The following is a 26,309-nucleotide window of genomic DNA, read 5'->3' as shown; positions in this document are numbered from 1 at the left end:
CAAGCCAGCGGACTCTGGTACCTCCGCTCCGCCCTCGTCGCCCGCAGCTATCGCGGCGCCTGAAGCAAGGAGGGTGCCCACCGGACGGACGATGAGCGGTATCCGTCCGGTGGGCGCACCGCCGCCCGGCAGCTGCGTTTGGGGTCGGAGCAGGAGGGAGTCGTTGGGGTCCCTGCTCGACGCGTCCGCACGTCGCGGCGGCAGGCGCTCGCAGAGCAGGGTGATTGGCGGGTTGGCTGCCCCGGCGAGCGCACGATCGGGAACAACGATGTTCACCGGCAGCGCGCCGTACGCGCTGCATGCACTTACGGTAAGGCGGCGCCGGTACGCCCGCGAACCGAGCGGTCACCTCTGGTCGTTCTCATAGCCGGTACCGGAAAAGCTTGGTACCGGGAACAATTCACGGCTCCCCCGGCGACACGTCCGGTTCCTCCGCGGCCAGCCGATCGTCGATCACGGGTCCTTCGCGCTGCTCGTTCGGCGTGGTGCCGAAGCGATCCGCGGCGGCCCAGCCCTCCGGCGGCTCGACGCCCTCCTCCAGCGGATCGGCATCCAGTTCGTCCTCGTCCAGATGCTCCGCGGTACTGGACACGTCCTGCCATTCGATCGGGTCCGGTGGCCCGGGCACGCGTTCGTCACCGTGCTGATCACTCATGATCACCGGGTTACCGGGTCCGGGCGAGCGAAACACACGGGCTCGGGACCTGGTCGAACACGATGATTGCACGGGCGATCGTCGGGTATCCGGCCCACGTGGCCACTACGTGCCCGCGAGCCGACCGACCACTCGGGCTGCCTCGCGCCCGGTCCCGCCGAGATCGCCGGCGAACCGAGCACGCGGCGCGGTACAGGGTAGCGGCGCCTCCGGCACGCGACGACCTCGTCGAAGGAGGCATCACATGGACAGCCAGGGCCCCGCACACAGCCCTCGCCGCGACGAGCAGTTGACCGACGAACTGCAGGCCGCGCGCGGCAACGCCATAGACGTGCGCACACCGACACCGACCGTCGAGATCACACCGGAACCGACCACCGACCTCCCACCGGACGCGGTCCGGCCCGACTTCACCGCTCCCACCCCCGCACCGCCGGACCCGTTCGCGCCACCGGCCCCCGATTCGCTGCCGGAGCCACCGGGCCTGACCCCCGACCCCAGCCGGCCCGAGTTCACCGTTCCCAGTCCCACGCCGACGGACCCCGTCCCGCCGGATCCGTTCTCACCGGTCCCGGACCCGCTGCCGCCCGAGCCGGAGCCGCCGGGCCCGATCCCCGACCCCGGACAGCCGGAACCCGTTCCCGATCCAGGTCCGCCGGACCCCCTCCCGGGTCCCGGTGGCACGGACTCGATCCCGCACCACGGCGCCGGACCGGCAGTCCCCGAGTACGAGGCGTCGAGCCCGATCGCCGATATCGGCCCGCAGGGCCCGATTCCCGATTCCGGTCCGCCCGACCCGCTGCCGACCCCCGGCCCCTCCGGGCCGGTCCCCAACCCCGGCCCACCACTTGCGGCACCCAATTCCCTACCGCCCCAACCACACCCGGATCTCCGATCCCCGCTGGCGAACCCCTACGCCGAAATACTCTGGCCGGATCCGGGCCTCCCCCTCCCGGACCGCTACACCGGACCACCGTGGCCCAACCCGAACCCCGAGCCACTCGTGCCGGAGAGATACGGGGGGTCGCCCTGGCCGAGCCCCGACCCGGAACCGCCGCGGCCGGATCCGAACCCTGAACCCCCACGGCCCAACCCCGATCCGGAACCACCCGGCCGACCGCCGGACCCACCTCTTCCGTCCCCGCCGAACCCCCACGACCCCTTCCCACCGGAACCCACCATGCGCTGACCCGAACTCCCGCACCCCGTGTTCGCCCACGCACCCCCTGCGGGCGCGTGCAACCGGTGCGGGAACCGGCAGGGGGTGCGGGAACGGAGGGTCAGTCGCGTAGGGCTTCCTCGCGGAGCCAGGTGAGGGTCTTGGCGAGGATGCGGGAGACGTGCATCTGGGAGATGCCCAGGGTGTCGGCGATCTGGGTCTGCGTCTTGGATTCGAAGAAGCGCATGATCAGGACCTGCTGCTCGCGGTCGGGCAGGTCGGCGATCAGGGGCTGGACCGCCATGAATTCCTCCACGCGATCGTATTTCGGCTCCGGCGCTCCCAGCACATCGCGCAGCGGCAGCGGGGTGTTCTCGCCGTCGTCGGCGGTCACCGCCTCGAGCGAGGACATCTGATACGCGTTGCCCGCGATCAGCGCCTGGGTGACCTCCACCAGATCCACATCCAGTTCGGCGGCGATCTCGCGAGCCTTCGGCAATCGGCCGAGCTGTTGGGCCAGCGCATCGATCGCACCGCCGATGGACAGCTGAATCTCCTTGGTACGCCGCGGAACCCGCACCGCCCAGGTGTTGTCGCGAAAGTGCCGGCGCACCTCGCCCATGATCGTCGGCACCGCGTACGACAGGAACGACGAGCCGCGCGTGACGTCGAAGCGGTCCACCGCCTGCACCAGCCCGATCCGGGCTACCTGCAGCAGATCGTCGAAATTCTCGCCGCGGCCGGAGAACTTGCGGGCGATATGGTCGGCCAGCGGCAGGCACAGCCCGATAATCTTCTCCCGCAACGCTTCCCGCTGCGGATCATCCGATTCGACCGCCGCCAGCTCGGCGAATACCGGTTCGATGTTGTCATAGCTGTCGCCGCCGCGATGGCGCCGGCCGCGCCGGTCATCCGCCATCGGCCTCACCTCGTGCACGGCTGAATTCCACGGCTACCGGATACCCGTTGCGCTCGGTGTCGAACGGTTCCGTCCGAGCACCGATGTCATCGGTGATGGTCCGCAGCACATGCCAGCTGAACCCGTCCTCGTCGAACGCGTCCTCGACGCCCGCGACCGCCGTCACGCGCACCGTCATCGCACCGTCGTCGTAGCCGAAATCGCAGTCGATCGTCGAAGCGGGCACCGCCTCGGTGATCAGGGCGGTGGCGATCTCGTCCAGCGCGACCCGGATATCGGTGACCTCGTCCAGCGCGAAATCCGCGATCAGCGCGACCGTCTCGGCGAGCGCGCGCAACATGGTGAGCTGATTCAGGTCGGCCGGTACCCGGATGCCCACGCTCGACGTCTGCACCGGGGACCTGGCAACCCATTCACTCATCGACACTTGTCTCTCCTCCCAACCGGTGAACCCGGCGAGGGCCCGCGGACCCCTGCCGTCGCGCCAACCGTTCGACGTCAAGTCCATGATCCGACCACTTGCCCTCGGGTGTTGGTGTCCACCCCCGCACGCACGTCGCGATCCGCCGCCCGCACCGGATCACCGGACACGCCCCGCCCCGCGCCCGGCGCGGGGCGGATCGGTTCGGAAGGGTATGCCACGGCGCACGGCCTCTCTACGTCAGGCGGCGGTATCACTGCGCGGCGTACCCGATGTCGTGAGCCCGAAACGTACGCACACTCGGCTAGAGGTCGAAGTGCTGGTGCACGGTCAGCAACAGGTGATCGAAGCGGGTGCGCACCTCGGCGGGCCCACCGCCCAGCCCCACCATCTGCCGGGTCAGCTCCTGAGCCAGCGCCCGCAGCTTGACGTTCGTTTCCTGGGACCGCCAGGTCAGCACACGGAACGCCTGCTCGGCGCTGATGCCGTACACCAGCATCAGCGCGCCCTTGGCCTGTTCGATCACGGCCCGCGCCTCGTACAGTTCGGGCAGCGCGCCGCTGAGGGTCTCCTGCCGATGCTCGTCGAGGGTTTCGGTCACGTCCACGTAGTAGCCCGTGGTGCCGACTATCGCGTCGTTCTCGAGCAGCTGGTCACCCACCACGATCACGTGGCGTGTCTGCCCTATCGTGTCGATGATGCGGTGGCGGCTGCAGAACGGCTCCGCCCTGTCGATGGCGCGGGCCAGTGTCGTGGCCACCAGTTCCCGATCCTCCGGATGTTTGTGCTCGAGCAGCAGCTCCGTGGTCGGCACGACCGAACCCGGCTCGTATCCGTGCATGGCCGCCACCTCGTCGGACCACTCCCACCGCTGGTCGGTGAACCAGAAGCGGAAACTGCCCACGCTCTGCGGCGTTCCGGCACCTATCACGCGTTCGATCTGTCTGGCATCGTCCGGGGACAACTCCCCACTGTGTGTCACTCCATGAGTATCCGCGCTCGCGACGAAAGCGACGAACGGAACGGTGGGACTGCGTGCGTGTCGCACCGGTCCCACCGCGCGGATTCGAATTACTACGCCGTCAGCGCCGCCTGCACCGAGGAATAGCGACGGAACAGCGGTCGCCTGCCGGTGACCTCCAGTACCCGCTCCACCTCGGGGCGTTCGCCCACGATGCGCAGGTCTACGCCGGTCGCCGCGGCGGCGAGTTTGGCCGTGGCGAGCGACCGCGCCATCCCGATGCTCAGGAACCGGGTCCAGCGGAGATCCAGGACCACCGCGTGCGAGCTGGCGGTGACGGCCTGGCCGAGCGCCTTGTGGAACACTCCGGCAACGGAGGCGTCGAGCTCGCCCTCGATCCGGACGATCGTGCAATGTCGCCGCCGATCACGGATGTGCGAGGGACGGGCGGCGCCGCCACCCGGGTCCGGCATTTCTTCGACTCGGCGTTCCAGAACGGCAATCGCAGACATAACTAGAGCCTCCCGTGCAATGGGCTTGCCAGCTCCAGCGCGGAGAGTGCCGAACGACGAATCGGTAGTTCCTACTGACCGTCGACCGGCTGCTTCGAACAACTCCGTGCACGAACCGGGGTCGGCTGTAGTCTCAACCTGGCTATATTGTGTCACGGGACGCGCCGGTTGTCATTGCCGGTAGGACGGAATCGCGCCGGAAACGGCCATCGAACGACTCGCCCGCCCCCTCCGAATGCCTTGCCGCGCTGCCTGTTTCAGGGTTCTCGCCATCACTTTCAAACAGCCCCGAGGCGGCGTGATCCGGCTTCGGGAGTGGCCTTGACCCAGTCGTGAACCCCGGCGCAATCCGACCCGGCGCCACCATTCAGGCCCCGAAACCGACGCAGAACCCGAAGACGTCGGCACAGTCGCGCTTGTCTCGGACACCTTCCGCCCGAAGCACCGCGGGGGCGGCCCTGCGAACCACGGCCCCTCCGCCCCGGGGCGACCGGCGGTGGGATGCCACAGCCGGGGGCCACCTGACCCGGCGGCCACCCGGGTGTTCCGGATCTTTGGTCGTTCGACGAATATGGCTGCACCACAGCACAATTCACCCGGCCGCACCGGATGCTGCACGTACACCTGCACGCACATCCCGGCGGGATTCGTTCGATGTGTGAGTTCGCTTGCTACCGTGCCCGTTTCGAGGTAGATGTTCGTAGTGACCGTCGATCGGGCGCAGACGTCGTCGCAGCGCCGCAGCTGGGAGGAACTCCCCGCCGTCACCCGAGCCGCGGTCGAGGCGGTCACCGGCCCGGTGCTGCGCGCCGAATCGGTCATCGCCGGATTCAGCAGTCACCTCGCGGTGGTGATCGACACCGCCGACGGCCGTACCTTCCTGAAGGGCATGCGCGCCGACAACCCCGAGGTGTGGACCCAGCATCGCGAGGCCGCGCTCGGGCCGCAGGTGACCCCGATCGGCCCCCGGTTGCGCTGGCAGATCGCGTCGGGTGGCTGGGATCTGCTCGGCTTCGATTACATCGCAGGACACTTGGCCGACTACCGCGTCGACGCGGATCTCGCGGCGACAGCGGCGGCAATGGCGGCGCTCGGCCGCCTGTCCTCTCCCGCGGACCTCGAGTTGAAGGACGCCGAGGTGCGGTGGGGGGCCTACCTCGACGATCCCGCCGACGGCGCGCGGTTCGCCGGCGAGGCACTGCTGCACACCGACTGGAACTACAGCAACGTCATCGTCACCGAAACCGGCGCCCGGCTGGTCGACTGGCCGTGGGCGACCCGCGGCGCGCCCTGGATCGACCCGTGCTGCTGGATCGTGTGGCTGATCTTCGCCGGGCACACCCCGGCCACCTCCGAGCGATGGGCCGCCCGGGTGCCGTCCTGGCACCGCGCCGACGACCGCGACCTGCGCGCGTTCGCGACCGCCCTGGCCGCCGAGTGGACCGCGACCGCCAACCGCAACCCCAACATCTGGACCCACGGCCTGCGCGATTCGGCGCGGAAGTGGGCGGCACACCGGCTCCGGGACTGAGAGCCGCGCCGGGTTTCAACGCCGGGTCCCGGCCCCCGGCCACTCCCAATCGGTGATCTCCGGCAGGTCGCGGCCGGTCCGCTCCGCGTGGACGGTATTGCGATGCACCTGGAGGAGCAGATGCCCGCGCAGGTGGCCGAGGCGCTCGGCCATCCGGGGCACCTGTTCGAGGACCGCCAGGGCCAACTGGTAGCGATCGATGCCGTTCATCGCGCACATCTGGAACGGGGTCGTGGTGGTGCCCTTGTCGTGGAATCCGTGCACGTGCAGCCGATCGTGGCCGGGGCGGCGGTAGGTGAGCTGGTGGATCAGCCACGGATATCCATGGAAGGCGAACACGACCGGCCGGTCCGAGGTGAAGATCTCGGCGTAGGCGCTGTCGGGGATCCCGTGCGGGTGCCGGTCCGGCGGGAACAGCCGGGCCAGATCGACCACGTTGACAACGCGAACGGCCAAGTCCGGGACCAGCTTTCGCAGCAGCGCCGCCGCCGCGAGGGCCTCCTGGGTGGGGACGTCGCCCGCACAGGCCAGCACCGCGTCGGTAGCGCCGTCGCCGTCGGTTCCCGCCCAGCTCCACACGCCCAGCCCCTGCTCGCAGTGATCCTCGGCCTCCTCGAACGAAAGATACTGCAGCGCAGGTTGTTTCCCGGCCACCACGACATTCACCCGGCCCCGCCCGCGCAGGCAGTGGTCGAAGACGTGCAGCAGGCAGTTGGCGTCCGGCGGCAGGTACACCCGGCACACCTCGGGCCGCTTGCTCAGCACATGGTCGATGAACCCGGGATCCTGGTGCGAGGCGCCGTTGTGATCCTGCCGCCACACATGCGACGTCACCAGGTAGTTGAGGCTGGGAATCGGTGTGCGCCAGTGATATTCCGAGGCCGAACGCAACCATTTGGCATGCTGCACCACCATCGAGTCGACGATGTGCGCGAAGGCCTCGTAGGTGGAGAACACCCCGTGCCGCCCGGTCAGCAGGTAGCCCTCCAGCCAGCCCTGGCACAGATGCTCCGACAGCACCTCGAACACCCGGCCGTCCGGGGCCAGCCCCTCCTCGCCGGAGTGGGTCGGCAGCTGCCAGCGCCTTCCGGTCGCCTCGAGTACCGCGTCCAGCCGGTTGGAGGAGTGCTCGTCCGGCGAAAAGAACAGCAGCCGACGGGGATTGGCGGTCAGCGCGTCGCGCAGATACCCGCCGAGCACGGAGGTCGCCTCGGCCCGCCGGGTCGCGGGCGCGTCCACCCGCACCGCGTGCGCGGCCGCGCCGGGCAGCCGCAGATCCACGCTGTCGCGGGCGTGCGCATGGGGATTGGCGCTCATCCGCAGCTCGCCGCGCGGGCACGCGTCGCGCAGCGCGGCGACCGGCTCACCCGCGGCGGTGAACAGCTCCTCCGGATGGTAGGACCGGAGCCATTCCTCCAGCAGCGCACGGTGATACGGGTTGTCGCGCACCTCGTCGAGCGGGATCTGGTGCGCCCGCCACGTGCCCTCCAACGCCACGCCGTCGACCCGCGCCGGGCAGGTCCACCCCTTCGGGGTCTCCAGGATGATCATGGGCCGCTCGGTCCGCGCCCCGGCCCGGATGTCGCCGATGCGATCGAGCGCATCCTCCAGCGCGGCGGCGTACTGCTCGTGTACCTTCGCCGGATGGTCGCCCGCGACCACTACCGGCGCCCAGCCGTGCGCGCGCAGGAGTGCGACCAGATCGTCCCGGCGCATCCTGCCGGGAACCGTCGGATTGGCGATCTTGTAGCCGTTCAGATGCAGAATCGGCAGCACGGCACCGTCCTCGGCGGGGTGCAGGAACGCGGGCGCGTGCCAGCTCGCCGCCAGCGGCCCGGTCTCGGCCTCGCCGTCGCCGATCACGCATGCCACCGTCAGGCCCGGATTGTCCAGCGCCGCGCCGGTGGCGTGCGCGAGCGAGTAGCCCAGCTCCCCGCCCTCGTGAATGGAACCGGGCAGGTGCGGCGAGGCGTGACTCGGCCCGCCACCGGGAAATGAGAACTGCCGGAACAACTCTCGCATTCCCGCGGCGTCCTGGGCCGCGCCGGGATGGCACTCGCCGAAGCTGCCCTCGAGCCACGCCGCGGCGTTGAGCCCAGCGGCACCGTGCCCGGGTCCGGCCACGAACAGCATCGAGTGGCCATCGCGCGCGATCAGCCGGTTCAGGTGCGCGTAGGTCAGGGTCAGACCCGGCACCGTGCCCCAGTGCCCCAGCAGTCTGCCCTTGATGTGGTCGGCCCGCAGCGGCTCGGTGAGCAGCGGATTGTCCAGCAGGTACAGCTGACCGGCCGACAGATAGTTCGCCGCCCGCCACCACGCGTCGACGAGTTCCAGCTCACCGGCAGGCGTCACGGTTCCCACTCCCTCCGCGGTTGTCGGTCCCGGCGACGGTCGTGCTCGGCGCACGCCGCGAAGCCGGGAAACGGACCTGTTCCGGCGGTACCCGCGGTCCCGTCGCTCACACGTCCGGCCCCCGAACGGACCGGTTGCCCGGCAATACTGCCGGGCAACCGGTATCTCACGGGTATCGCGAGGGTCAGTTGTCACGCTGGTACGCGCGCTGACGCTCCTCCTCGAGGTCGGCCTTGGTCCGCTCCTTCTCGGCCTGGGCCTCCCGCTTGGCGGCCTCGCGCTCCGAGTCGGCCCGTTCCTGCTGGGCGCGGCCCTCCTCGCGCAGCGAGTCGTTGTCGAAGACCGCTCCGGCGGTCTCCTTCGCCTTGCCCTTGGCGCCTTCGACGACGCCCTCGATACCCTCTCGGACGCCACTCTTCTTCTCGTGCTCGGTCATGACATTCACCTCCAGAATGTCGTTCATCATGGGCATTCCGGTGCTACCCGGGCAGTTCCACTCGAAACACGCTGTGCCCCAGTGTGATTCATACCATCATTCGTCACGGGGGGCGGACGCGCGTCGCTGTCGCCACGGATGTACCACCCAGACCGCGAGGAACAGGACGGCGAAGGCGGCGCCCGCGACCGCACCCGCCGGTGGCCCCGCCACGAAACCGAAGATCAGCACCATGACTCCGGTCAGGGCGAGACCGAGCAGGGCGAGACCGATGATCGCGAACCGATGCGCATCGGCCACCGCCCGCGACAACCGATGTCGGCGAAACAGCATGCGGTGCGCCGACACCGGCGCCACCAGGAACACCGTCGCGGCGACCGACGCGGTCGCCGTGGCCAGGTACAGCCATCGCAGCGGGGTCGATACGTCCTCGAACCGCTCCTGGAAGGGCACGGTCAGCAGCAGGCCGGTCAGCAGTTGCACACCGGTCTGCACGACGCGGGTCTCCTGGATCAGGGTGGCCCACTGCCGATCCAGCCGCTGCGTCTCCGTCTCGTGCCGTGCCTGCCAGTTCCAGCCACCTTCCGCCGGATCGCCGGTCACAGTGGCGATTTCGCGCGGGCCGTACCCGGGCCCTTGTGCGAGCGGATGCGCTGATTCCTCCTCGGCATTGCCGTTCCTTTCGTCGTTGCCTTGGTCGCGTACCCGCCCCGCGGGCACTCAATCGGCAACCGGAACGCCGCCCACGCCGACGTTTCGGCCCCGGGATCCCGGCTACCCGAATACATGACGTCCATCTGGCTGCACACCTTCCGTCCCCCCGTCCGTCCACCGCTCACCCCTGGTCACCGCTACGACGTGGTCGTGGTCGGTGGCGGGCTCACCGGCCTGGCCACCGCGCTGCTGCTGGCCGAACAGGGCGTGGAGGTGGCGGTCCTCGAGGCCCGCCGCCTGGGCGCGGTGACCACCGGGCACACCACCGGGAAGGTGAGCCTGCTGCAGGGCACCCGCGCGAGCGCCATCGCCCGCCGGCACGGCATCGCGGCCCTGCGCGACTACCTGGCCGCCAATCGCGCGGGACAGCAGTGGCTGCTGCGCTACTGCACCGAGCACGACGTCCCCGTGCAGCGCGAGGCCGCGGTGACCTACGTCCAGTCCGTCGACGACACCGAGCTGGTCCGGGCCGAACTGTCGGCGACCCGAAAGGCCGGGCTGCCCACCTATTTCGTCGACGATCTCGGCGTCCCCTTCCCGAACCACGGCGCCGTCCGGCTGGACGATCAGGCCCAGCTCGACGCGGTCGCCGTCATCGACACGCTCGCCGCCGACCTCGACGCCCGCGGTGTGCCGATCTTCGAGGGCACCCGGGTACACGGCGCCCGCGCGGGCGGCGATCACGTGCTGCACACCGATCAGGGCGACGTGGCGGCGCACACCGTCGTATTGGCCACCGGCACACCGATTCTGGATCGCGGCGGCTTCTTCGCCCGGCTCTCCGCCCAGCGCTCGTACGCCGCCGCCTTCCGGGTCTCCGAGCCGCTGCCGCGCGGGATGTACCTCAGCGCCGACACCCCCGTGCGCTCGCTGCGGTACGTGCCCGACGAACGCGGCGATCTGCTGCTGGTCGGCGGCAACGGTCACGAGGTCGGCCGCACCCGCTCGGCCCGCGCGCACGCCGAGGAGCTCACCTCCTGGACCCGCACCTGGTTCCCGACCGCCGAACCGCTGTACCGCTGGTCGGCCCAGGACTACCGGCCGACCGCCCAGCTGCCCTACGCCGGGCCGATCCGTCCCGGCGGCCACCGTGTTCTCGTGGCGACCGGATATGCCAAGTGGGGTCTGGCCAACGCCGTCGCCGCGGCCCACGTGCTCGCGGGCGACATCGTGGGCGAACGGCCCGCGTGGGCGTCCGCCTTCGCCACGTGGAATCCGCGAGAACTCGCCGCGCTTCCCACGCTGTTGCGCGACAACGGTGCGGTGGGGGCACGGCTGTCGACGGGCTGGGCCGGTGCCCTCGCTCCGCGCCGGACCGGCTCGGACCCGCCACCCGAGGGCGGTGGACGCATCGACCGCCGCGGCTGGTCACCGACCGCCGTCAGCACGGTCGACGGCCACACCCGCCGCATCTCGGCGGTCTGCCCGCATCTGGGCGGCATTCTCACCTGGAACGACGCCGAACACACCTGGGACTGCCCGCTGCACGGATCCCGGTTCGCCGCCGACGGCACCGTGCTGGAAGGCCCCGCCACCCGCGCGGCCGCCGATGCCGACGGCGATTAACCCCGGACACATCGGGTAGGTCCCCACCATGGTTCGGACCGATTCGGACCGTGCCATGCGCGAACGAGTGTGCCTCGCGCACAGCGGATCTCACGCACTCGCTGCGGCGGCGTCGGACCGCCCGGCGCGCGGCACCACACAGGAAGGACACGCTGATGCCCGGCATATCCAAGCATCCGACCGATCCCACGTTCTCCGACCTGCCCGGCGCCGGTCGCCGCCGCCGCTACTCCCCCGACACCCGGCGCACCAGCCGCTCGCGCGCCGGTGAATCCGTCGCCGATGCCCGCAACTGGCCGGGTATGACGCTCGTGGGAGTGGGCCTGATCGCCCTCGCCGCGACGCTCACCGCGGCCGGATACGGATTCATCGGCTGGACCGTGCTCGGCGCCGTGGCCACCGTCGCCTGTTTCGTGGCGGGCGGCGTCCTCGTCGCCGCCGAGCATCGCCGCATCCGCTCCCGCGACGGCGACCGGCTACCCGATCCCGGCGGCCACTGACCTCGCCCGGCCCTCGCAAACACCCGCCCGCCGAACAGCGACCGGCGGGCGGGTGATCAGCGATGTCTCAGCACTCGGCCAGTGCCTCCCGCACCTCCTCCAGATGCTCCTCGATGAGCGGCGCGGACTGTTCGGCCACGCCCCGCACGTCCGGCGACCCGCCCGCGGCCAGTTCGCGTTCGGCGTTCCGCCGCGCGGCGGTATGTCCCTGCTCCTGCGCCTGCAGCCACGCGATATCGAAGTCGCGGCCCGTCTTCGGTGCCGTGCCGAGGAAGGTTTGCGCCTGATCCGCGGTCGGCAGCACCGGCAGCGCGACGCCGTTGCGGGCGGCCGCCGACGTCACCATTCCATCAAGGCGCGTGTGGTCGGCGATCAGCGTCGGCGCCAGCTCCTGCACCTCCCGGCACGACGCCATGGCGCTCGCCCGGCCACCCATCGCGATCTCGGCCATATGGGACTGGTGCGCGGTCATCAGGAAATCCCGGTCCACCGGCGTCGCCGCAGGTTCCGCACCTGCCACGCCCGCGGCACCGGATCCCAGCAGCAGTACCGACGCGCTCGCGGTCAGTACTCGTCGCAGCGGTATCCGTCGCAGCGTTCGCATGCTTCCTCCTTCGTCGAAACGGGCTCCCCTGCTTCGCGATTGCCCGCCATCGACACGGCTACGCACGGCGTCCGCACGCGGAAACGAAACTTTCTCGAACCGCATTCGCACACCCTTCGCACGCCCGCAAATACCTGGAACCGGACAGCAAGATCGCGCGCCCTCGCGTGTCGCACCCCTCCGACACGGCCATCATCGCTATCCAGCTGACGTGCGACGGCATGCCCGGCCTCCCCGACCGGGACCGGTCGAGCAATCCGATCCGGGTAACGGCAACGAATAGCAACTACCCAGCACCCGAAATACACTCTGCGACTGCATATTCGATGTTGCAGATGTACTTGCATCTGCTCGCTACACCGACTTAAACTCATTTTGCAAGGCAGTACAGGGGACTACCAGTGAGCCGTTGGGCGAACCTGAGGTAAAAAAAGTTGCTTCGGTTTTCCCTCGGCCTGGCGTCAGGGGCTCGAATGAACCAGCCAATGGGTCTCGGTCGGCTCGGACTTATGGATAGGGACCGGCCTGAGCAGCATATCTACTCGCGGGAAACCGCAACACGTTTCGTCATCGATGCGGTCGAAGCCACGGGCGCGGCCACTCGCGACGACTTCGATATCGATCGCATCGTCGCCACCGCGCATGCCCTGGTGAACGATTGGGATTTCCACTCGATGCAACCGGAAGCCTTCTGGCGCATCGCGTCCAGCTGTATCCGGCAGTGATACGGCAGCGGCCGTCCGCGGCCTACCGAGACGATATGCACGCTGAGCGACCGTCGGCCCAGCGCTGACGGTCGCTCTCATCGTTCGGGTACCGCCTCTGTCATCGGTTGGTGCAGTGGCGATGCAGGCTGGGTTTCACCCCAGCCTGGACTTCACCCCAGCTCTGCCACGGCATCCTTCAATACCGTGCGCGAGCGCGCCGGCGCCTCGGCCTGCACGCTGAGGCGGTCCATCACCTGCCGGTACAGCTCCAGATCCTGCTGCCGATCCAGATACAGCGCACTGGTCAGCTGTTCCATATAGACGATGTCGGGCAGCTCCTGCTCGGCGAAGCGCAGCATCGTGAAGGAGCTACCGGCCGCGGCGTGACCACCCGCCGAGTACGTCAGCACCTGAATCGTCACGTTCGGCCGGGCCGACATTTCGATCAGGTGCTCGATCTGTGCCCGCAGCACATCCTTACCGCCGATGGGCCGGTGCAGCACGGCCTCGTCGATCACGGCCCACAGCGTCGGACCGCCGCGGCGCTCGAGGATCTCCTGCCGCCGCCTGCGTAGCTCGACACGGCGCGCCGTCTCCGAGTTCTCGTGGCCGAGCGCCACCACGGCGCGCATGTACTCCTCGGTCTGCAACAGACCGGGAATCAGCTGCGCCTCGAACGTTCTGATCGACTTCGCGGCGTGCTCCAGCCCGAGATAGGTCTCGAACCAGGGCGGGAGAAGATCGCTGTAGCGATGCCACCACCCCGGCTGGTTCGCCTTCCGAACCAGATCCAGGAACATCTCGCGCTGATCGGGATCCACCACGCGGTACAGCGTCAGCAGATCCCGAATGTCGCGTTCCTTGAATCCGGTACGCCCGAGCTCGAGCCGGCTGATCTTGGCGTGCGAGCCGCGGATGGCCTCGCCCGCACCCTCGCGGGTGATACCGGCGTCCTCACGAAGTTTGCGGAGTTGTCCCCCGACCGCGATCCGAAGCGCAGTCGGACCGCGGTCGGCGACAAGGGATTCCGCGTGGCCGATCCGAACGGGTTCTGCGATCATGAGTCCTACTCCGATGCTCGACGGTCATCGGCAGTGGGGCCTCGACCGCATCTCGTCGCGAACCACACCGCGCCGAATGCCAATGCTACCGCTCAGCCCGCCAAATCGTCGAACTCCCCACTCTTCGCGCCGCGCAGGAATGCGTCGATCTCCGGGCGGGTGTAGACGAGCACCGCGCCCTCGGGGTCGCGCGAGTTGCGAACGGCAATCAGACCGTTGGCCAGATTGGCCACTTCGACACAGTTTCCGCTCGGGTTGCTGAACGAGCTCTTGCGCCAACTCAGTTCAGACGGGCGACCAACACCCATCGCTGTTGTATCGGTCATTGCTGTCTCCCTGCTAGGTGATGTCGGCCCCGCCGCCAGGTGCGGCGGGCCGGTGTTTGCATATGTTCGCGCAAATGTTCTTACAGTTGAAACCGACACTCAGACGATAGCACGCCAGTTGCCAGCGATCGACCCCTCCGATGTACCGGAACCGTAAGAGCGGCAATAGCTTTGATCTTGACCCGTCATCCACGCCGGTCGCCGGGCATCGGGCGATATTTTTCATCCGACCAGTCTGTTTATGTCCGAATGATGTCCCCACCGCGCCGACCATCGCCCCGCGGCGAGAGGGCATAAAGACCCTCGACACCCGGTCGCCGACTGTGCAGATGTACTTGCATCTGCACGATGCAGCGGCCTAAACTCGGTCCCGACGAGAATGGCCGGAGAGCGCCGGATCGTTCGGAAGCCCCGCGCCACGTCGTGCTCGACCACGACCCTCCGCGAACGGCCTAAGGCATCTCATGAACCAGCTTCTGCAGTACTCCGGTACCCGCGCATCCGCTGCCGGCTCAGATGGCTCCGACGACTGCGCCGACGAACCTCGCAATCTCAGTTATCCGCGCGCCCGCACGATTCTGCGCGCGCACGATCGTCATCTCGGCTGCCGGCAGTGGATCGCCGCGGCGGCGTTCCTTTCCGCAGGTCTCGACGACGAGTAGCGCCCGCCGTCAAGCCCGCTGAACGCCAAAGGTGCGGGCGGGCAAGGGATCCGTGCCGTCCGCGGGCCCCGTCCGGGCTCTACCATGGAGGGGACGACTGTCGTCGCGCGGAACGAGCGCATCATGATCCTCCAAGCCGCACATGAGATCATCCTGGCTCAGGTGATGAACCCGACGCCGGAGACGCCTCCGGCCGCGGACAAGATCCTGAAGCTGGTCCGATACTTCACATGGTTCGTCCTACTGTCCGGCACCACGGCGATCATCTACGCCGGTGGCAAGTTCGCCTGGGAGAAGTGGAGCGGCGGAAAACTGGAATCGCCGAAGATGGTGGCGGGCGCACTGATCGGCGGGGTCCTGGCGACCAGCGCCGGAACTATCATGAATTCGATTCTGGGACAGTAGCTTTCGAACCGCTCCCCCACCTCGGCCGCCGCTCGGCACCGGGGGCGATAGGCTCGTGCCGACCGGTCGGGCGAGTAGCGAGTGGAGGCGGTAGGTGGCAGGTCGGCGCACCGACACCCGGGACAAGATCCGCTCGGTGGCGATGGAGCTGTTCTCGGCCCAGGGCTACGAGCGGACGTCGATCCGGGAGATCGCCGAACGCCTCGGCATCACCAAGGCCGCCGTCTACTACCACTTCCGGGCCAAGGAGGACATCGTCGTCAGCCTCGCCGACGACCTGCGCGCGGGCGTCGACGAGATCCTGGCCTGGGCGGCCGCCGAGCCGCCGGGGCGCGCCACCGGCCGGGAGATCCTGCGCCGCTACGGTGCCGTGCTGCACGACACCGGGCGCGACATGACGCGATTCATGTACGAGAACCAGGCCGCCTTCCGCCGCCTGGGCGTCGGTGCCGACCTGCGCTACCAGTTCCGCTCGGTCGCCGAGGCGATGACCGAGCCCGACCACGCGCCGATGGCGGTATTCCATGCCCGCCAGGCCCTGGCCGCGGTGTCGTGGAGCGTGGGCCTGATGGGCGACCTCGATCTCACCGACGCCCAGTGCGGCGAGGCCGCCGTGTCGATCGCCCTCGACATCTTCGAGCGGGCCGGAATCAGGGACGAACCGCAGTAACCAGACTGACCAGTGTTGATATCAGCGCACCGGACTGCTCCGGGCTCGGTGCCGGGCGGCCGTGCGCGCGCAGGTATTCCGGGACGTCGACGCGCTCGCCGGTCCAGCCGCGGGCGGTGAACCAGGCGGCGGCCTCACTGCGCGGCTCGTTGTATATCAGCCGGAGCCACTCGCCGCCCGGGTTGTCCGATTCGTCGGGCTGCTCGGCCAGCGCGGCGGCGGCCTCCTCCGGCAGTGTGTCCATCTGCTCGATGGCCACCCGGCTGCCCGGTGCGCTCAGCGACTCGATCCTCTCGAACAGGTGCTCCACGGCCGCGGCGGGCAGGTAGATGAGCAGCCCCTCGGCGAGCCACGCCGTGGGCACGGACGGATCGAATCCGCTGTCGCGCAGGGCCTGCGGCCAGTCCTCACGCAGGTCGACCGGGACCTCGCGCCGATCGGTGCGCGGCTTGTCGCCGTTGTCCGCCAACACGTTCCGCTTGAACTCCAGCACCTCCGGGCGATCGAGCTCGTAGACGACGGTGCCGTCGGGCCACGGCAGGCGATAGGCGCGGGCGTCCAGCCCGGCGGCCAGGATCACCACCTGCCGCACCTCGGCCGCCGTCGCGTCGCGGAAGAAGTCGTCGAAGTACTTGGTGCGGGCGATCTGGAATTCCTGGAAGTCCCGGCCGAATTCGGTCGCGACGAGTGGGTGCCCGGGTGCCTCCCCGTCGAGTAACGCCGACCATTCGTCTCCGGCGGCACGCAGAAAGTCCTCGGCGAACGGATCCTCCGCCAGGGCCTGCTCCTCGTCGCCGCCCAACGCTCGCGCCGCGGCGACGAACAGCGCGGTCGACCCGACCCCGGTCTTGATATCCCAGGCATCTCCCTCGGTACGCATGATCGACAACCTACCTGGCGCGCGCCGCGTGAGCATCCGGACATATCGCCCGCGCCCGCGCGCAATCCCGGGACACGCCAGCAGGTTTCACTAGCCGTAGAGGCGAATGAAGTCCTGGGTCGGATCGACGGCGGGCACCGTGTACCCGGACGAACTCCCATCGATGTGGGTTTCCTCGGTATAGCGGGCGGGCTCGGCGGGCAGGTGACGCCAGCGGGCGCGCGGATCGTCCGCCTGATTCCGGTGATTGCTCGACGACATGAAGTCCCCCTTCCGACAACGTGCCCACATCCTACCGGCGCATCGGGCGTCATGCCTTACGCCGAGACGACGGGCGATCGATCGCGCAGCGCGGGGCGGTGGCCGATGGTGATCCAGCGCAGCACCCACTCGGCCGGGCCGTAGCGGAAGCGGCGCAGCCAGAGCGCACTCAGTGCCAGCTGCCCGCAGAAGATCGCGAACGCCAGCGCCAGCAGTCCCGCCGGGGAGATCGAACCCGCTGCGCCCAGGCCGATTCCGGTGAAGACGAACACGCCGATCACCGACTGCGCGAGATAGTTCGTCAGGGCGATCCGCCCGGCCGGGGCCAGCGCCCGCCGCAGCATTGCGCCGCGCGGGTGGTGCATCACCCGCAGCAGGGTCGCCACATACGCCGCCGACAGCAGCGGCGCGCTCGCGATCCCCGCGGCCGAGGCGAGGGTGTTCGCCGGACCGCCGCCCAGCGCGTACACCAGGCCCCCGGTCAGTCCGAGCAGGAACCCGATCCACTGGATTCGGCGCAGCACGGGCTCATCGCCGCGCACCCGGTCCAGCAGTCCGCGGCGTCCGGCGACCATGCCGAGCAGGAACATCGCCAGCGCGGTCGGGCCCTGCAGCGACAGCGACTGCATCACCAGCAGCGGCAGCCCCGAGAGGTTGTGGCCGATGATGTCGGCCCATCCGCCCAGCATCGCCTGCGTCTGCTCGGCCGCGTTCGCGCGCGCCTCGTCGGCCGACGGCAGGAACGACGAGGTGTCGACGAGAAGCCCGGCGGCCGCGGTGAACACCACGACGACGCCGAAGATCCAGCAGGCGATCCGGATCGCCGTGCGGTCTCCGATACCCCGCAGCGCCAGCAGGATCAGGCATGCGATCGCATAGGTGGCGAGGATGTCACCGCCGTAGATGAACACGATGTGCAGCACCCCGAACGCGAACAGCCCGGCGATGCGTCGCAGCATGCGCGGCCGGAAGGCGGCCCCGGCCCGCGCGGCGGCGGACATCTGCAGGGTGAAGCTGTAGCCGAACAGGAACGAGAACAGCAGGTAGAACTTCATGCTCGCCAGCATTTCGATCGCGCCGCGCACCGCCTCGTCCAGCGCGCCCGAGTAGGCCGGATCGTCGACCAGATTCCCCGGGTATCCCGAGGCCATGAAGGTGATGTTCACGATGAAGATGCCGAGCAACGCGAACCCGCGCAGCGCATCGACATCCTGAATGCGCTGATGAGCCATTGATTCCCTCTCGCCGGACCGTCCCGCGGCAATTACTATCCGATGGATACTTTCTATCGGATACTATATCGGGCATGAGGCCGGTGCCAAGATGGATCCCGATGCGAGGAGATCAGCGGTGAGCGAGCAGGCGATCCCGGCCGAACTGGCGCGGCTGTGGCGCCTGCCCCCGCCACAGCGGCAGGGGCGCCCGGCCGTCCTGGATGTGGATCAGGTCGTCGCGGCCGCGATCGACCTGGCCGACCGCAGCGGGCTGGCCGCCGTCACGCTCGAAAAGGTCGCGCAGACACTGGGTTTCACCAAGATGGCGCTCTACCGTCACGTCGGCTCGAAGGAGCAGCTACTGGAGCTGATGGCCGACGAGGCCATCGGGGCGCCCCCCGATATCCGCCGGGCGCCCCGGCAGTGGCGGGCCGCACTCACCGAATGCGCCCTCGCCCTGCGCGAGCGCTACGCCCGCCGCGGCTGGCTGTTGCATGTGCCGATCTCCGGACCTCCGCAGGGTCCCAACATGATCGGCTGGATGGAGGCGCAGCTGCGCGCGCTGCGCGGCGCCGATCTGGACTGGGCCACCAAACTCGGTCTGCTGATGCCGCTGGGCGGATATGTGCGCCAGGCCTGCCTGACCGAGCAGCAGATGCTGGCGTCCCGCGGCGGGCGCGATCAGGCCGACGTCGAGCACGAGTACGGGGCGGCGCTCGCCCGGCTGATCGATGCGGAGCGCTTCCCGGAGTCCGCGAAACTGTTCGCCGCCAACCCCTTTCCGGAGTCGGTCGAGCCGGATCACGACATGGCGGCCGCGGATTTCCGCTTCGGGCTGGATGTCGTTCTCGACGGTATCGCGGCGGCACTCGCTCGCGGCCGCCGGTGAGCCGATGCTCGCTCGGCTCAGGACGTCGGCGGCAGCAGCGGCGGTGCGAAAACGTCTTCGAGCGGCGTCGGTCCGGTGTATCGCCGGCAGTTGCAGCCGACCCACGCGCGCAGCCCGTGCCCGGTCTTGCGGAAGATCTCGGCATGACAGTTGCCGGACTCCCGGTCGTGCAACGCCAGATCATGACCGCACCCGCAGCGCGCGGACGAAGTGGCCGAGCGCCTGCCGCGAGTTATCCGGCCGCAGACCCAGCCGACAGCGAGCAGCCCGGCACCGACGGCGAGGCTGAGGGGATCGAACATGGGAACAGTATACGTATACGCATAGCGATTCGTCACGGGAACCATCGCCGCTACCGGACCGCGCAGCGACCGGCCGTCGTGGATCTTTCTCGCCGATGGCGGGATGCGCCACTCGGCACCGGGTACCACTGCGGTGAGGAGGTGATACGAATGATCGACGACGTCGAGAAGCGCTGGCACGACCCTGGCATGTTCCGCCGGGCCGCCGCCTACGTCGCCGGGGTGCTCGCGATCGCCGTACTGGTCGGCGCGGCGGTCTCGATCTGGGCCGGACGACGAGAGCCGTGTGCCGCCGCGGCCGGCATGTTCTGCGATACCGCTTCCCGCGCAACGATTCTCGCGGCGCCCGGAGCGGTCCTGATGATCGGGACGGTCGGCGCCTTCATCGCCACCTACCACGTGTGGAAACGGCACCTCGCCTGGCCGATCTGGCAGGGCGCGGGCTGGTTCCTGATGACGGTGACCCTGGCCTTCCTGGCCCTCGGTTCGACGGTGGCCGGAGGCTGAATCGCCACCGGCCGCCGTCCCACCTGGCCGAGATACTATGCGGCGCTTGCCGTTTCGCGGCGGTGCACGAGCTTGTTCACGATCGGGTATCCGGCGCAGACCAGTACCGCCCAGACCGCGCCGACGATGAGTGCGGTGCGCCCGCTGTCGGTGAAGAACAGCAGCACCACGACCAGGCCGAGGAGCCCGAGGGCGAGTGCGCTGGTCACCGGTGCGCCCGGCAGCCGGTAGTCGCTGGCGGGCAGTTCCCCGCGGCGCACCTTGGCGCGATACAGGAAGTGGCAGACCAGGATCATGCCCCACACGAAGATGATGCCCATCGTGGACACCGACGTGATGTAGGCGAACGCCTTGTCCGGCGAGATGACGTTGACGATCACGCCGATCACCATCATCGCCGCGGAGACCACGATGCCCGCGTAGGGCACCTGCCGCTTACTGAGCCCCGACAGTGCCGCGGGCGCCTCCTCACGCAGCGACAGGCTGCGCAGCATCCGCCCGGTGGAGTAGATGCCGGAGTTGCACGACGACAGCGCGGCGGTCAGCAGCACGAAGTTGATCAAACCGGCCGCGCCCGGGATGCCGATCTGGGCGAACACCTCCACGAACGGGCTACGGCCCTCGTGGAATTCGGTCCACGACACCACCGACATGATGATGATCAGCGCGCCCACATAGAACAGGCCGATACGCAACGGCAGCGTGTTGATCGCCTTCCGCAAGGTCTTGCGGGGATTCTCGGCCTCACCCGCGGTCACACCCACCAATTCCACACCGACATAGGCGAACACCACGATCTGCAACGCCAGCATCGCCTGCCCGAACCCGTTCGGAAACACGCCGCCGTGTTCCCACAGGTTCGCCACCGTCGAATGGTCGGTGTGCCCGAACCCGAAGGCCAGCACCCCGATTCCGATCAGGATCATAGCCACGATCGCGGTCACCTTGATCGCGGAGAACCAGAACTCGCCCTCACCGAAGATCCTCACCGAGATCAAGTTCGCCGCGAACAGGACACCGAGCACCACCAAAGCCGTCAACCACTCCGGCACCGCGAACCAGTACTTCACGTACTTGCCCGCGACGGTGATCTCGGCCATGCAGGTCGCCACCCACACCGCCCAATAGGTCCACCCGGTCACGAAACCGGCGAAGCGGCCCAGGAACTCGTTGGCGTACTCGGCGAAGCTGCCCGACACCGGACGGTAGGTCAGCAACTCACCCAACGCTCGCATGATCACGAAGATCGCGAGCCCGGCGGCCAGGTAACACAGGATCAGCGCGGGCCCCGCCTGCTCGATGGCGCCGCCCGCGCCGTAGAACAGGCCGGTGCCGATCGCACCGCCGATGGCGATCATCTGGATGGTGCGCGGGTTCAGGCCACGCTTGTAGCCCTCTTCTTCACCCGCGGTCGCGAGAGGTGGCGCGCTCGGCGCCGCCGTATTGCGGTCGGTCGTCATGACCGGCACGCTACCGCGACCTTGTTAACGGTGTTTTGCCGACATCGTGACTCACCGCACAACGAAAACGGTTGCCAGAAGATAGTTGTGAATCCACAATCATTGTGTGCTTACAACTACTGAGGGGTTGAGCGCGCGCCGGAAGACCATCGTGCTGGTGACGTGTTGCCTGAGCCTGCTGATCTCGTCCATGGACGCGACGATCGTCAACGTCGCGATTCCCACCATTCGCGTCGATATGGACGCGTCGCTGTCGGGATTGCAGTGGATCGTGGACATCTACACCCTGACGCTCGCCAGCCTGCTGATGCTGTCGGGGGCGGCCGCGGACCGGTTCGGGCGCAAGCGGGTGTTCCGCATCGGGCTCGCCACCTTCGCCGTCGGATCGCTGCTGTGCAGCCTGGCACCCACCATCGAGGTGCTGGTCGGGGCGCGGTTCGTGCAGGCGGTGGGCGGCTCCATGCTCAACCCGGTGGCGATGTCGATCATCACCACCGTGTTCACCGGCCGGGTCGAGCGGGCCCGCGCGGTCGGGGTGTGGGGCGCGGTCGTCGGCATCTCGACCGCGCTCGGGCCGATGGTCGGCGGCGGGCTGATCGACACGCTGGGCTGGCAGTCGGTGTTCTGGATCAACCTGCCCATCTGCGCGGCCGCGCTCGTGCTGACCACGATCTACGTGCCGGAGACGAAATCGCAGACGATGCGCGGGATCGACGGGATCGGGCAGGGGCTGGCCATCGTCGTCATGTTCACGCTCGTCTTCGGGCTGATCGAGCGGCAGCCGCTGGTATTCGCGGTGACGGCGATCGCCCTGGCGGCGTTCGTATTCCACGAGTGGCGGCATCCGTCGCCGTTCATCGATCTGCGGTTCTTCCGCAGCGTGCCGTTCAGTTCGGCCACCGTGATCGCGGTGTGCGCATTCGCCGGGCTCGGCGCGTTCCTGTTCAGCGCGTCGCTGTATCTGCAGGACACGCGGCACTATTCGGCGGTGCACACCGGGCTGCTGTACCTGCCGATGGCGATCGGCATGCTGATCTTCTCGCCGCTGTCGGGTCGGCTGGTCGGGCGGTACGGCACCCGGCCCTCGCTGCTCGTGGCCGGGACGTTCATGGCGGCCGCCGCGATCCTGCTGACCGGCCTGCACGCCGACACTCCCGTATGGGAGCTGATCATCATGTTCGGGGTGTTCGGCATCGGATTCGGCATGGTGAACGCGCCGATCACCACCGCGGCCGTGAGCGGGATGCCGACCGACCGGGCGGGGGCCGCCGCGGCGCTGGCCTCCACCAGCCGCCAGGTCGGCGTCAGCATCGGTGTGGCATTGTGTGGCCTGCTGACCGGCGCGAGCCTGTGGTGGGTGCTGGCCGCGCTCGCCGCGAGCATCGCCGTCCTCGGCGTAGCCGCCAACACCGGGTGGGCCGAGCGGTCCCGCGACCGGGTCGCCCCATTGCTCGAACAGAAGGTCCCTGCCAGTGTCGGATAGCCACCCGCCGGACGAACCGACCGCCGACGAGGTCTGGCGGCTGCTCACCCATGTCGCGTGGGAGACGCGCGACCAGTGGAAGCGGGCGGTGGTCGCTCGAACCGGCATGCCGTTCAGCAGGATTCGGGTGCTGCGCCGGCTGCGCCAGGGCCCGATGACGGTGAAGGAACTGGCGCACGCCGCCACCATGGACGCGCCCGCGACCACCGTCAACGTCAACGATCTCGAGGAGCGCGGCCTGGTGGTGCGCGAGATCGATCCGGCGGACCGGCGCTCGAAGCTGGTGTCGATCACCGACCCCGGGCGCGCGGTCCTGGCCGCCGCCCTGGCGACACCGGATCCCGCGCCGGAGTCCCTGAGCACCCTCTCCCCCGCCGACCTGCGCAGCCTGCGGGACCTGCTGCGCAAGCTCGAGCACTGAGCCGGGCGGGTTCCGGCGCCGCGCCGTTCAATCGGCGCGCCGGTATTCGGGTCGGTCCACGGCCGCAATCACCTCGTGCACCAGGTCGGCGATGTCGGCACATCCGTCGACGGTGATCCCGGCTTCGCCGGGGCCCAGCGGCTGCCGGATGGCCAGTTGCGAATCCAGCATCTGCACCCGCATGAAATGCCCGCTGCGCGTGGTCAACCGCCGCTCCAACTCCGCACGCGGCACCTCCAGGTCGACGAAGAACACGCCGGGAGCCGCCGCCCGCAGCCGGTCCCGGTACACGCGTTTCAGTGCCGAACAGCCCGCCACGCCGCCGTCGTGCCGTGCCAGCCAGGCGCCGACCGCATCGAGCCAGGGCCACCGATCGTCATCGTCGAGCGGGACTCCGGCCGACATCTTGGCGACGTTCGCCGCCGGGTGGAACTCGTCGCCGTCGGCGAACTCGACGCCCAGCGCCGCGGCCAGCCGCTCACCGACGGTCGTCTTCCCGGCGCCGGATACGCCCATCACGACGATTGATCGCTTGTCGGCCATGAGCCCGACAGTAGCCCCGCCGATCCGGGACACGCTCGGCTACCGACGGGCGCTCGCGCGCGCAGGACCGTGACGCACCGCCGCCATCGAGTCCGCGACCCGGTACCGGCCTGCTCTAGGCTCGAATACGTGGCGGAGGAGAAGACACCGGAATGGGCGCCCAGCGCGGCGTCCGGCTTCGAACTGGGTACCGACGGACCGAATGTGATCATGGTCGGCATCGACGGATCCGACGCCTCGTGGCGTGCCGCCGCCTATGCCGCCGGGCTCGCACGACGCCAGAGCGCGCTGCTGGCAATGGTTTACGTGCAGCCGTGGATGGCGATGGCGGGCGCCTACGGCGCCGACGTGCAGGGCGTCACCGCGGAGATGGCCGACGATCTGGCCCGGCAGATTCAGGAGCACGCCGAACGCGTCCGCGACGTCTACGCGACGCGCTGGAAATTTCTCACCCGGCGCGGCGATGCGTACACCGGGTTGGCCAGTGCGGCAGACGAACTCAAGGCGGACGCGGTGGTCGTCGGTGCGTCGGAGAAGGCCGGGCACCGGCTCGTGGGCTCGGTCGCGGTGCGGCTGGTGAAGGCGGGCCGCTGGCCGGTCACCGTCGTGCCCTGAGCCGGATCGGGCGGGTTTCCCGGCCCGCCCGCGTTTGACCCGCCCAACTGCGGGAACCCGCCGGAACAGCCTCGAGGAAAGGGTTCTCGTCATGATCATTCGCCGACTCGCCCGCCCGCTGTTGGCCACCACCTTCGTCGTCGACGGGGTCGATACGCTGATGCACCCCGAGCCGCGCACCAAGGTCGCGGCGACCCTGGTGGCGCGCGGCGAGCAGAAACTGTCACCGCAGCTGGCCGCGAAGCTGCCCGGCGATCCGGGGCAGGTGGTGCGCGTCAATGCCGCGGCCCAGGTCGGGGCCGGAGTGCTGCTGGCGATCGGCCGGGTTCCGCGGCTGTCCGCGCTGGTGCTGGCGGCGACGGTGGTCCCCGCCACCGCGACCGAACAGGACTTCTGGAACGAGCCCGATCCGGACCGCCGCGCCACCAAGCGCGCCGCGTTCCTCAAGGACCTCGGACTGCTGGGCGGGCTGATGATTGCGGCGGCCGACACCGAGGGCAAACCGTCCCTCGGCTGGCGCGGCCGCCGCGCCGCGCACCGCGCCGCCACCGCCCTGCCGCTCGGCACCGGCGAGGCATGGCGAGAACGCCTGCAGCAGCAGGCCTTACACGGCCGCGACGTGGCCCTTGCCGCCGCCGCACGGACCGCCGAGGCCGCCCAGGACCGCGGTGCGGACCTCGCGGAGGGGGCCCAGCACCGCGGCAGCGAGTGGGCCGAGAAGGCCAAGCACCGCGGCAGCGAGCTGGCCGAGGCGGCCGAGCATCGCGGCGCCGACTGGGCCGAGAAGGCCAAGCACCGGGGCGCCGACCTCGCCGAGACCGCCCAGCACCGCGCCGAGGAACTCGCCGAACGAACCAAACACCGCGGCAGCGCATTCGCCGACGCGGCAGAACAGCGAAGTGCTGACTGGACAGACCGCGCCAAGCGCCGCGGCAGCGCATTGGCCGACGCCACGGAAGTCCGCGCGGGCGAGTGGGCGGAGCGGGCCAGGCACCGCGGTGCGGATGCCGTCGAGACCGCGCAGCATCGCGCCGAGGAACTCGCCGAACGAACGAAGCACCGCGGCAGCGCATTGGCCGATACGGCGGCGCAGCGCGGGGGTGAGTGGGCCGAGCTGGCCAAGCGCCGTGGGGCCGATCTCGCGGAGACGGCGCAGCATCGCGGCGGTGAATATGCCGATCTCGCAAGGGAACACGGGGGCGAGCTGGCCGCGGCGGCGCGCCGCCATCGGGGCGTCCAGGCGGCACGGCGGCGGGGTGGCGGCACGGACTGGGCCGCGAAAGCCGAACGGCGCCGGGCCGAATTGGCGCGGACCGCGCAGCAACGGGGCGGACGGGCCGAACGACGCCGGGCCGAACTCGCCGCGGCCGGTCGGCATCGCGGCCAGCACCTCGCGGAGACCGCGCGCAAACGCGGTGCCGAACTCCTGGAGACCGCACAGGACCGCGGCTCCGAACTCCTGGAGACCGCGCAGGATCGCGGTGCCGAACTGCTGGAGGCGGCGCAGGATCGCGGCTCCGAATGGGCCGAGGCGGCGCAGGAGCAGGGGGCGGATCTCACCGCCCGCACGCGG

Annotated in this window: 31 protein-coding genes; 14 read left to right on the top strand and 17 right to left on the bottom strand. The window is 69.3% G+C overall.

Features of this window, described 5'->3' with window-relative positions:
• Positions 1-400 precede the first annotated feature (400 nt).
• Positions 401-655, bottom strand: a complete 255-nt coding sequence (locus NM1_RS09885; RefSeq protein WP_147288817.1) for a hypothetical protein — start codon at positions 653-655, stop codon at positions 401-403.
• 244 nt (positions 656-899) lie between these two features.
• Between NM1_RS09885 and NM1_RS09880 the strand changes: the two genes are divergently transcribed.
• A complete protein-coding gene (locus NM1_RS09880; RefSeq protein WP_068017019.1) occupies positions 900-1,844 on the top strand; it encodes a hypothetical protein in 945 nt (314 codons plus the stop codon).
• A 91-nt stretch (positions 1,845-1,935) separates the two neighbouring features.
• Here NM1_RS09880 and NM1_RS09875 read toward each other — a convergent pair whose 3' ends face one another.
• The 4 genes from NM1_RS09875 to NM1_RS09860 form a co-directional block, all read right to left on the bottom strand.
• Positions 1,936-2,733 carry an RNA polymerase sigma factor SigF gene (locus NM1_RS09875; RefSeq protein ID WP_068017046.1) on the bottom strand — a complete coding sequence of 266 codons (798 nt, stop codon included), beginning with the start codon at positions 2,731-2,733 and terminating at the stop codon, positions 1,936-1,938.
• On the bottom strand, positions 2,723-3,154 hold the full coding sequence (locus NM1_RS09870; protein WP_068017043.1) for an ATP-binding protein: 432 nt from the start codon (positions 3,152-3,154) through the stop codon (positions 2,723-2,725). The genes NM1_RS09875 and NM1_RS09870 overlap by 11 nt, the downstream gene beginning before the upstream one ends.
• A gap of 304 nt (positions 3,155-3,458) precedes the next feature.
• Positions 3,459-4,136 (bottom strand): PAS and ANTAR domain-containing protein, encoded by a 678-nt coding sequence (locus NM1_RS09865; protein WP_068017016.1) that lies wholly within the window; start codon positions 4,134-4,136, stop codon positions 3,459-3,461.
• A gap of 92 nt (positions 4,137-4,228) precedes the next feature.
• Complete coding sequence (locus NM1_RS09860) at positions 4,229-4,627, bottom strand: STAS domain-containing protein (RefSeq protein ID WP_068017015.1); 399 nt, start codon at positions 4,625-4,627, stop codon at positions 4,229-4,231.
• Positions 4,628-5,330: 703 nt separating this feature from the next.
• Between NM1_RS09860 and NM1_RS09855 the strand changes: the two genes are divergently transcribed.
• Positions 5,331-6,158, top strand: coding sequence for an aminoglycoside phosphotransferase (locus NM1_RS09855; protein WP_114699391.1), 828 nt, complete (start codon positions 5,331-5,333; stop codon positions 6,156-6,158).
• A gap of 15 nt (positions 6,159-6,173) precedes the next feature.
• On the opposite strand, the gene NM1_RS09850 is transcribed toward NM1_RS09855, so the two are convergent.
• From NM1_RS09850 to NM1_RS09840, 3 genes are all read right to left on the bottom strand, one after another.
• Positions 6,174-8,510, bottom strand: coding sequence for a phosphoketolase family protein (locus tag NM1_RS09850; RefSeq protein WP_246010750.1), 2,337 nt, complete (start codon positions 8,508-8,510; stop codon positions 6,174-6,176).
• A 184-nt stretch (positions 8,511-8,694) separates the two neighbouring features.
• Positions 8,695-8,946, bottom strand: a complete 252-nt coding sequence (mbp1, locus tag NM1_RS09845; protein WP_068017042.1) for a microaggregate-binding protein 1 — start codon at positions 8,944-8,946, stop codon at positions 8,695-8,697.
• A gap of 96 nt (positions 8,947-9,042) precedes the next feature.
• A complete protein-coding gene (locus NM1_RS09840) occupies positions 9,043-9,549 on the bottom strand; it encodes a DUF6328 family protein (protein WP_068017039.1) in 507 nt (168 codons plus the stop codon).
• A gap of 183 nt (positions 9,550-9,732) precedes the next feature.
• Between NM1_RS09840 and NM1_RS09835 the strand changes: the two genes are divergently transcribed.
• Both NM1_RS09835 and NM1_RS09830 read left to right on the top strand, forming a co-directional pair.
• Entirely contained in the window at positions 9,733-11,226 is a 1,494-nt protein-coding gene (locus NM1_RS09835) for an FAD-dependent oxidoreductase (RefSeq protein WP_068017006.1), read from the top strand.
• 155 nt (positions 11,227-11,381) lie between these two features.
• Positions 11,382-11,726 (top strand): hypothetical protein, encoded by a 345-nt coding sequence (locus NM1_RS09830; RefSeq protein ID WP_246010752.1) that lies wholly within the window; start codon positions 11,382-11,384, stop codon positions 11,724-11,726.
• A 67-nt stretch (positions 11,727-11,793) separates the two neighbouring features.
• On the opposite strand, the gene NM1_RS09825 is transcribed toward NM1_RS09830, so the two are convergent.
• A complete protein-coding gene (locus NM1_RS09825) occupies positions 11,794-12,330 on the bottom strand; it encodes a DUF4142 domain-containing protein (RefSeq protein WP_068017003.1) in 537 nt (178 codons plus the stop codon).
• Positions 12,331-12,803: 473 nt separating this feature from the next.
• Between NM1_RS09825 and NM1_RS09820 the strand changes: the two genes are divergently transcribed.
• Positions 12,804-13,055: a hypothetical protein gene (locus NM1_RS09820; protein WP_084519330.1), complete on the top strand. Its 252-nt coding sequence runs from the start codon at positions 12,804-12,806 to the stop codon at positions 13,053-13,055.
• A gap of 152 nt (positions 13,056-13,207) precedes the next feature.
• On the opposite strand, the gene NM1_RS09815 is transcribed toward NM1_RS09820, so the two are convergent.
• Complete coding sequence (locus NM1_RS09815) at positions 13,208-14,098, bottom strand: Sco1979 family transcriptional regulator (RefSeq protein ID WP_068016998.1); 891 nt, start codon at positions 14,096-14,098, stop codon at positions 13,208-13,210.
• A gap of 92 nt (positions 14,099-14,190) precedes the next feature.
• A complete protein-coding gene (locus tag NM1_RS09810; protein ID WP_068016995.1) occupies positions 14,191-14,424 on the bottom strand; it encodes a DUF397 domain-containing protein in 234 nt (77 codons plus the stop codon).
• 464 nt (positions 14,425-14,888) lie between these two features.
• Here NM1_RS09810 and NM1_RS09805 point away from each other — a divergent pair, with 464 nt between their 5' ends.
• The 3 genes from NM1_RS09805 (at position 14,889) to NM1_RS09795 (ending at position 16,161) form a co-directional block, all read left to right on the top strand.
• Positions 14,889-15,086, top strand: coding sequence for a hypothetical protein (locus NM1_RS09805; RefSeq protein ID WP_068016993.1), 198 nt, complete (start codon positions 14,889-14,891; stop codon positions 15,084-15,086).
• A 123-nt stretch (positions 15,087-15,209) separates the two neighbouring features.
• The gene (locus NM1_RS09800) at positions 15,210-15,491 is read left to right on the top strand and encodes a hypothetical protein (RefSeq protein WP_068017034.1); all 282 of its coding nucleotides are present in this window, start codon (positions 15,210-15,212) and stop codon (positions 15,489-15,491) included.
• Positions 15,492-15,585: 94 nt separating this feature from the next.
• Positions 15,586-16,161, top strand: coding sequence for a TetR/AcrR family transcriptional regulator (locus NM1_RS09795; protein WP_068016991.1), 576 nt, complete (start codon positions 15,586-15,588; stop codon positions 16,159-16,161).
• On the opposite strand, the gene NM1_RS09790 is transcribed toward NM1_RS09795, so the two are convergent.
• From NM1_RS09790 to NM1_RS09785, 3 genes are all read right to left on the bottom strand, one after another.
• Positions 16,142-17,041: a class I SAM-dependent methyltransferase gene (locus NM1_RS09790; protein ID WP_068016989.1), complete on the bottom strand. Its 900-nt coding sequence runs from the start codon at positions 17,039-17,041 to the stop codon at positions 16,142-16,144. The genes NM1_RS09795 and NM1_RS09790 overlap by 20 nt on opposite strands.
• Positions 17,042-17,131: 90 nt before the next feature.
• The gene (locus tag NM1_RS42120) at positions 17,132-17,302 is read right to left on the bottom strand and encodes a hypothetical protein (protein WP_157123880.1); all 171 of its coding nucleotides are present in this window, start codon (positions 17,300-17,302) and stop codon (positions 17,132-17,134) included.
• Between the two features lie 56 nt (positions 17,303-17,358).
• Complete coding sequence (locus tag NM1_RS09785; protein WP_068016986.1) at positions 17,359-18,534, bottom strand: DUF418 domain-containing protein; 1,176 nt, start codon at positions 18,532-18,534, stop codon at positions 17,359-17,361.
• 118 nt (positions 18,535-18,652) lie between these two features.
• Between NM1_RS09785 and NM1_RS09780 the strand changes: the two genes are divergently transcribed.
• Positions 18,653-19,405 (top strand): TetR/AcrR family transcriptional regulator, encoded by a 753-nt coding sequence (locus NM1_RS09780; protein ID WP_211339303.1) that lies wholly within the window; start codon positions 18,653-18,655, stop codon positions 19,403-19,405.
• A gap of 17 nt (positions 19,406-19,422) precedes the next feature.
• On the opposite strand, the gene NM1_RS09775 is transcribed toward NM1_RS09780, so the two are convergent.
• A complete protein-coding gene (locus NM1_RS09775) occupies positions 19,423-19,707 on the bottom strand; it encodes a hypothetical protein (protein ID WP_068017028.1) in 285 nt (94 codons plus the stop codon).
• A gap of 150 nt (positions 19,708-19,857) precedes the next feature.
• On the opposite strand from NM1_RS09775, the gene NM1_RS09770 reads away from it, so the two are divergent.
• Positions 19,858-20,214: a hypothetical protein gene (locus NM1_RS09770; RefSeq protein WP_068016983.1), complete on the top strand. Its 357-nt coding sequence runs from the start codon at positions 19,858-19,860 to the stop codon at positions 20,212-20,214.
• A 35-nt stretch (positions 20,215-20,249) separates the two neighbouring features.
• On the opposite strand, the gene NM1_RS09765 is transcribed toward NM1_RS09770, so the two are convergent.
• Positions 20,250-21,674 (bottom strand): amino acid permease, encoded by a 1,425-nt coding sequence (locus NM1_RS09765; protein ID WP_084519328.1) that lies wholly within the window; start codon positions 21,672-21,674, stop codon positions 20,250-20,252.
• 106 nt (positions 21,675-21,780) lie between these two features.
• Here NM1_RS09765 and NM1_RS09760 point away from each other — a divergent pair, with 106 nt between their 5' ends.
• Together NM1_RS09760 and NM1_RS09755 are read left to right on the top strand one after the other, a co-directional pair.
• Positions 21,781-23,157, top strand: coding sequence for an MFS transporter (locus NM1_RS09760; RefSeq protein WP_068016981.1), 1,377 nt, complete (start codon positions 21,781-21,783; stop codon positions 23,155-23,157).
• A complete protein-coding gene (locus NM1_RS09755) occupies positions 23,147-23,578 on the top strand; it encodes a MarR family winged helix-turn-helix transcriptional regulator (RefSeq protein ID WP_068016978.1) in 432 nt (143 codons plus the stop codon). Before NM1_RS09760 ends, NM1_RS09755 begins: the two co-directional genes overlap by 11 nt.
• A 27-nt stretch (positions 23,579-23,605) precedes the next feature.
• On the opposite strand, the gene NM1_RS09750 is transcribed toward NM1_RS09755, so the two are convergent.
• On the bottom strand, positions 23,606-24,121 hold the full coding sequence (locus NM1_RS09750) for a gluconokinase (RefSeq protein WP_068016975.1): 516 nt from the start codon (positions 24,119-24,121) through the stop codon (positions 23,606-23,608).
• 129 nt (positions 24,122-24,250) lie between these two features.
• Here NM1_RS09750 and NM1_RS09745 point away from each other — a divergent pair, with 129 nt between their 5' ends.
• Both NM1_RS09745 and NM1_RS44435 read left to right on the top strand, forming a co-directional pair.
• A complete protein-coding gene (locus tag NM1_RS09745; RefSeq protein WP_068016972.1) occupies positions 24,251-24,736 on the top strand; it encodes a universal stress protein in 486 nt (161 codons plus the stop codon).
• A 91-nt stretch (positions 24,737-24,827) separates the two neighbouring features.
• The coding region (locus tag NM1_RS44435) for a DoxX family membrane protein (RefSeq protein WP_068016967.1) at positions 24,828-26,309 on the top strand (1,482 nt) is incomplete at its 3' end.

The organism is Nocardia mexicana NBRC 108244, from assembly GCF_001613165.1.
Taxonomy (GTDB): Bacteria; Actinomycetota; Actinomycetes; order Mycobacteriales; family Mycobacteriaceae; genus Nocardia; species Nocardia mexicana.
The sequence above is the reverse complement of the archived record's forward strand: the minus strand, read 5'-3'. Positions and strand labels throughout refer to the sequence as shown.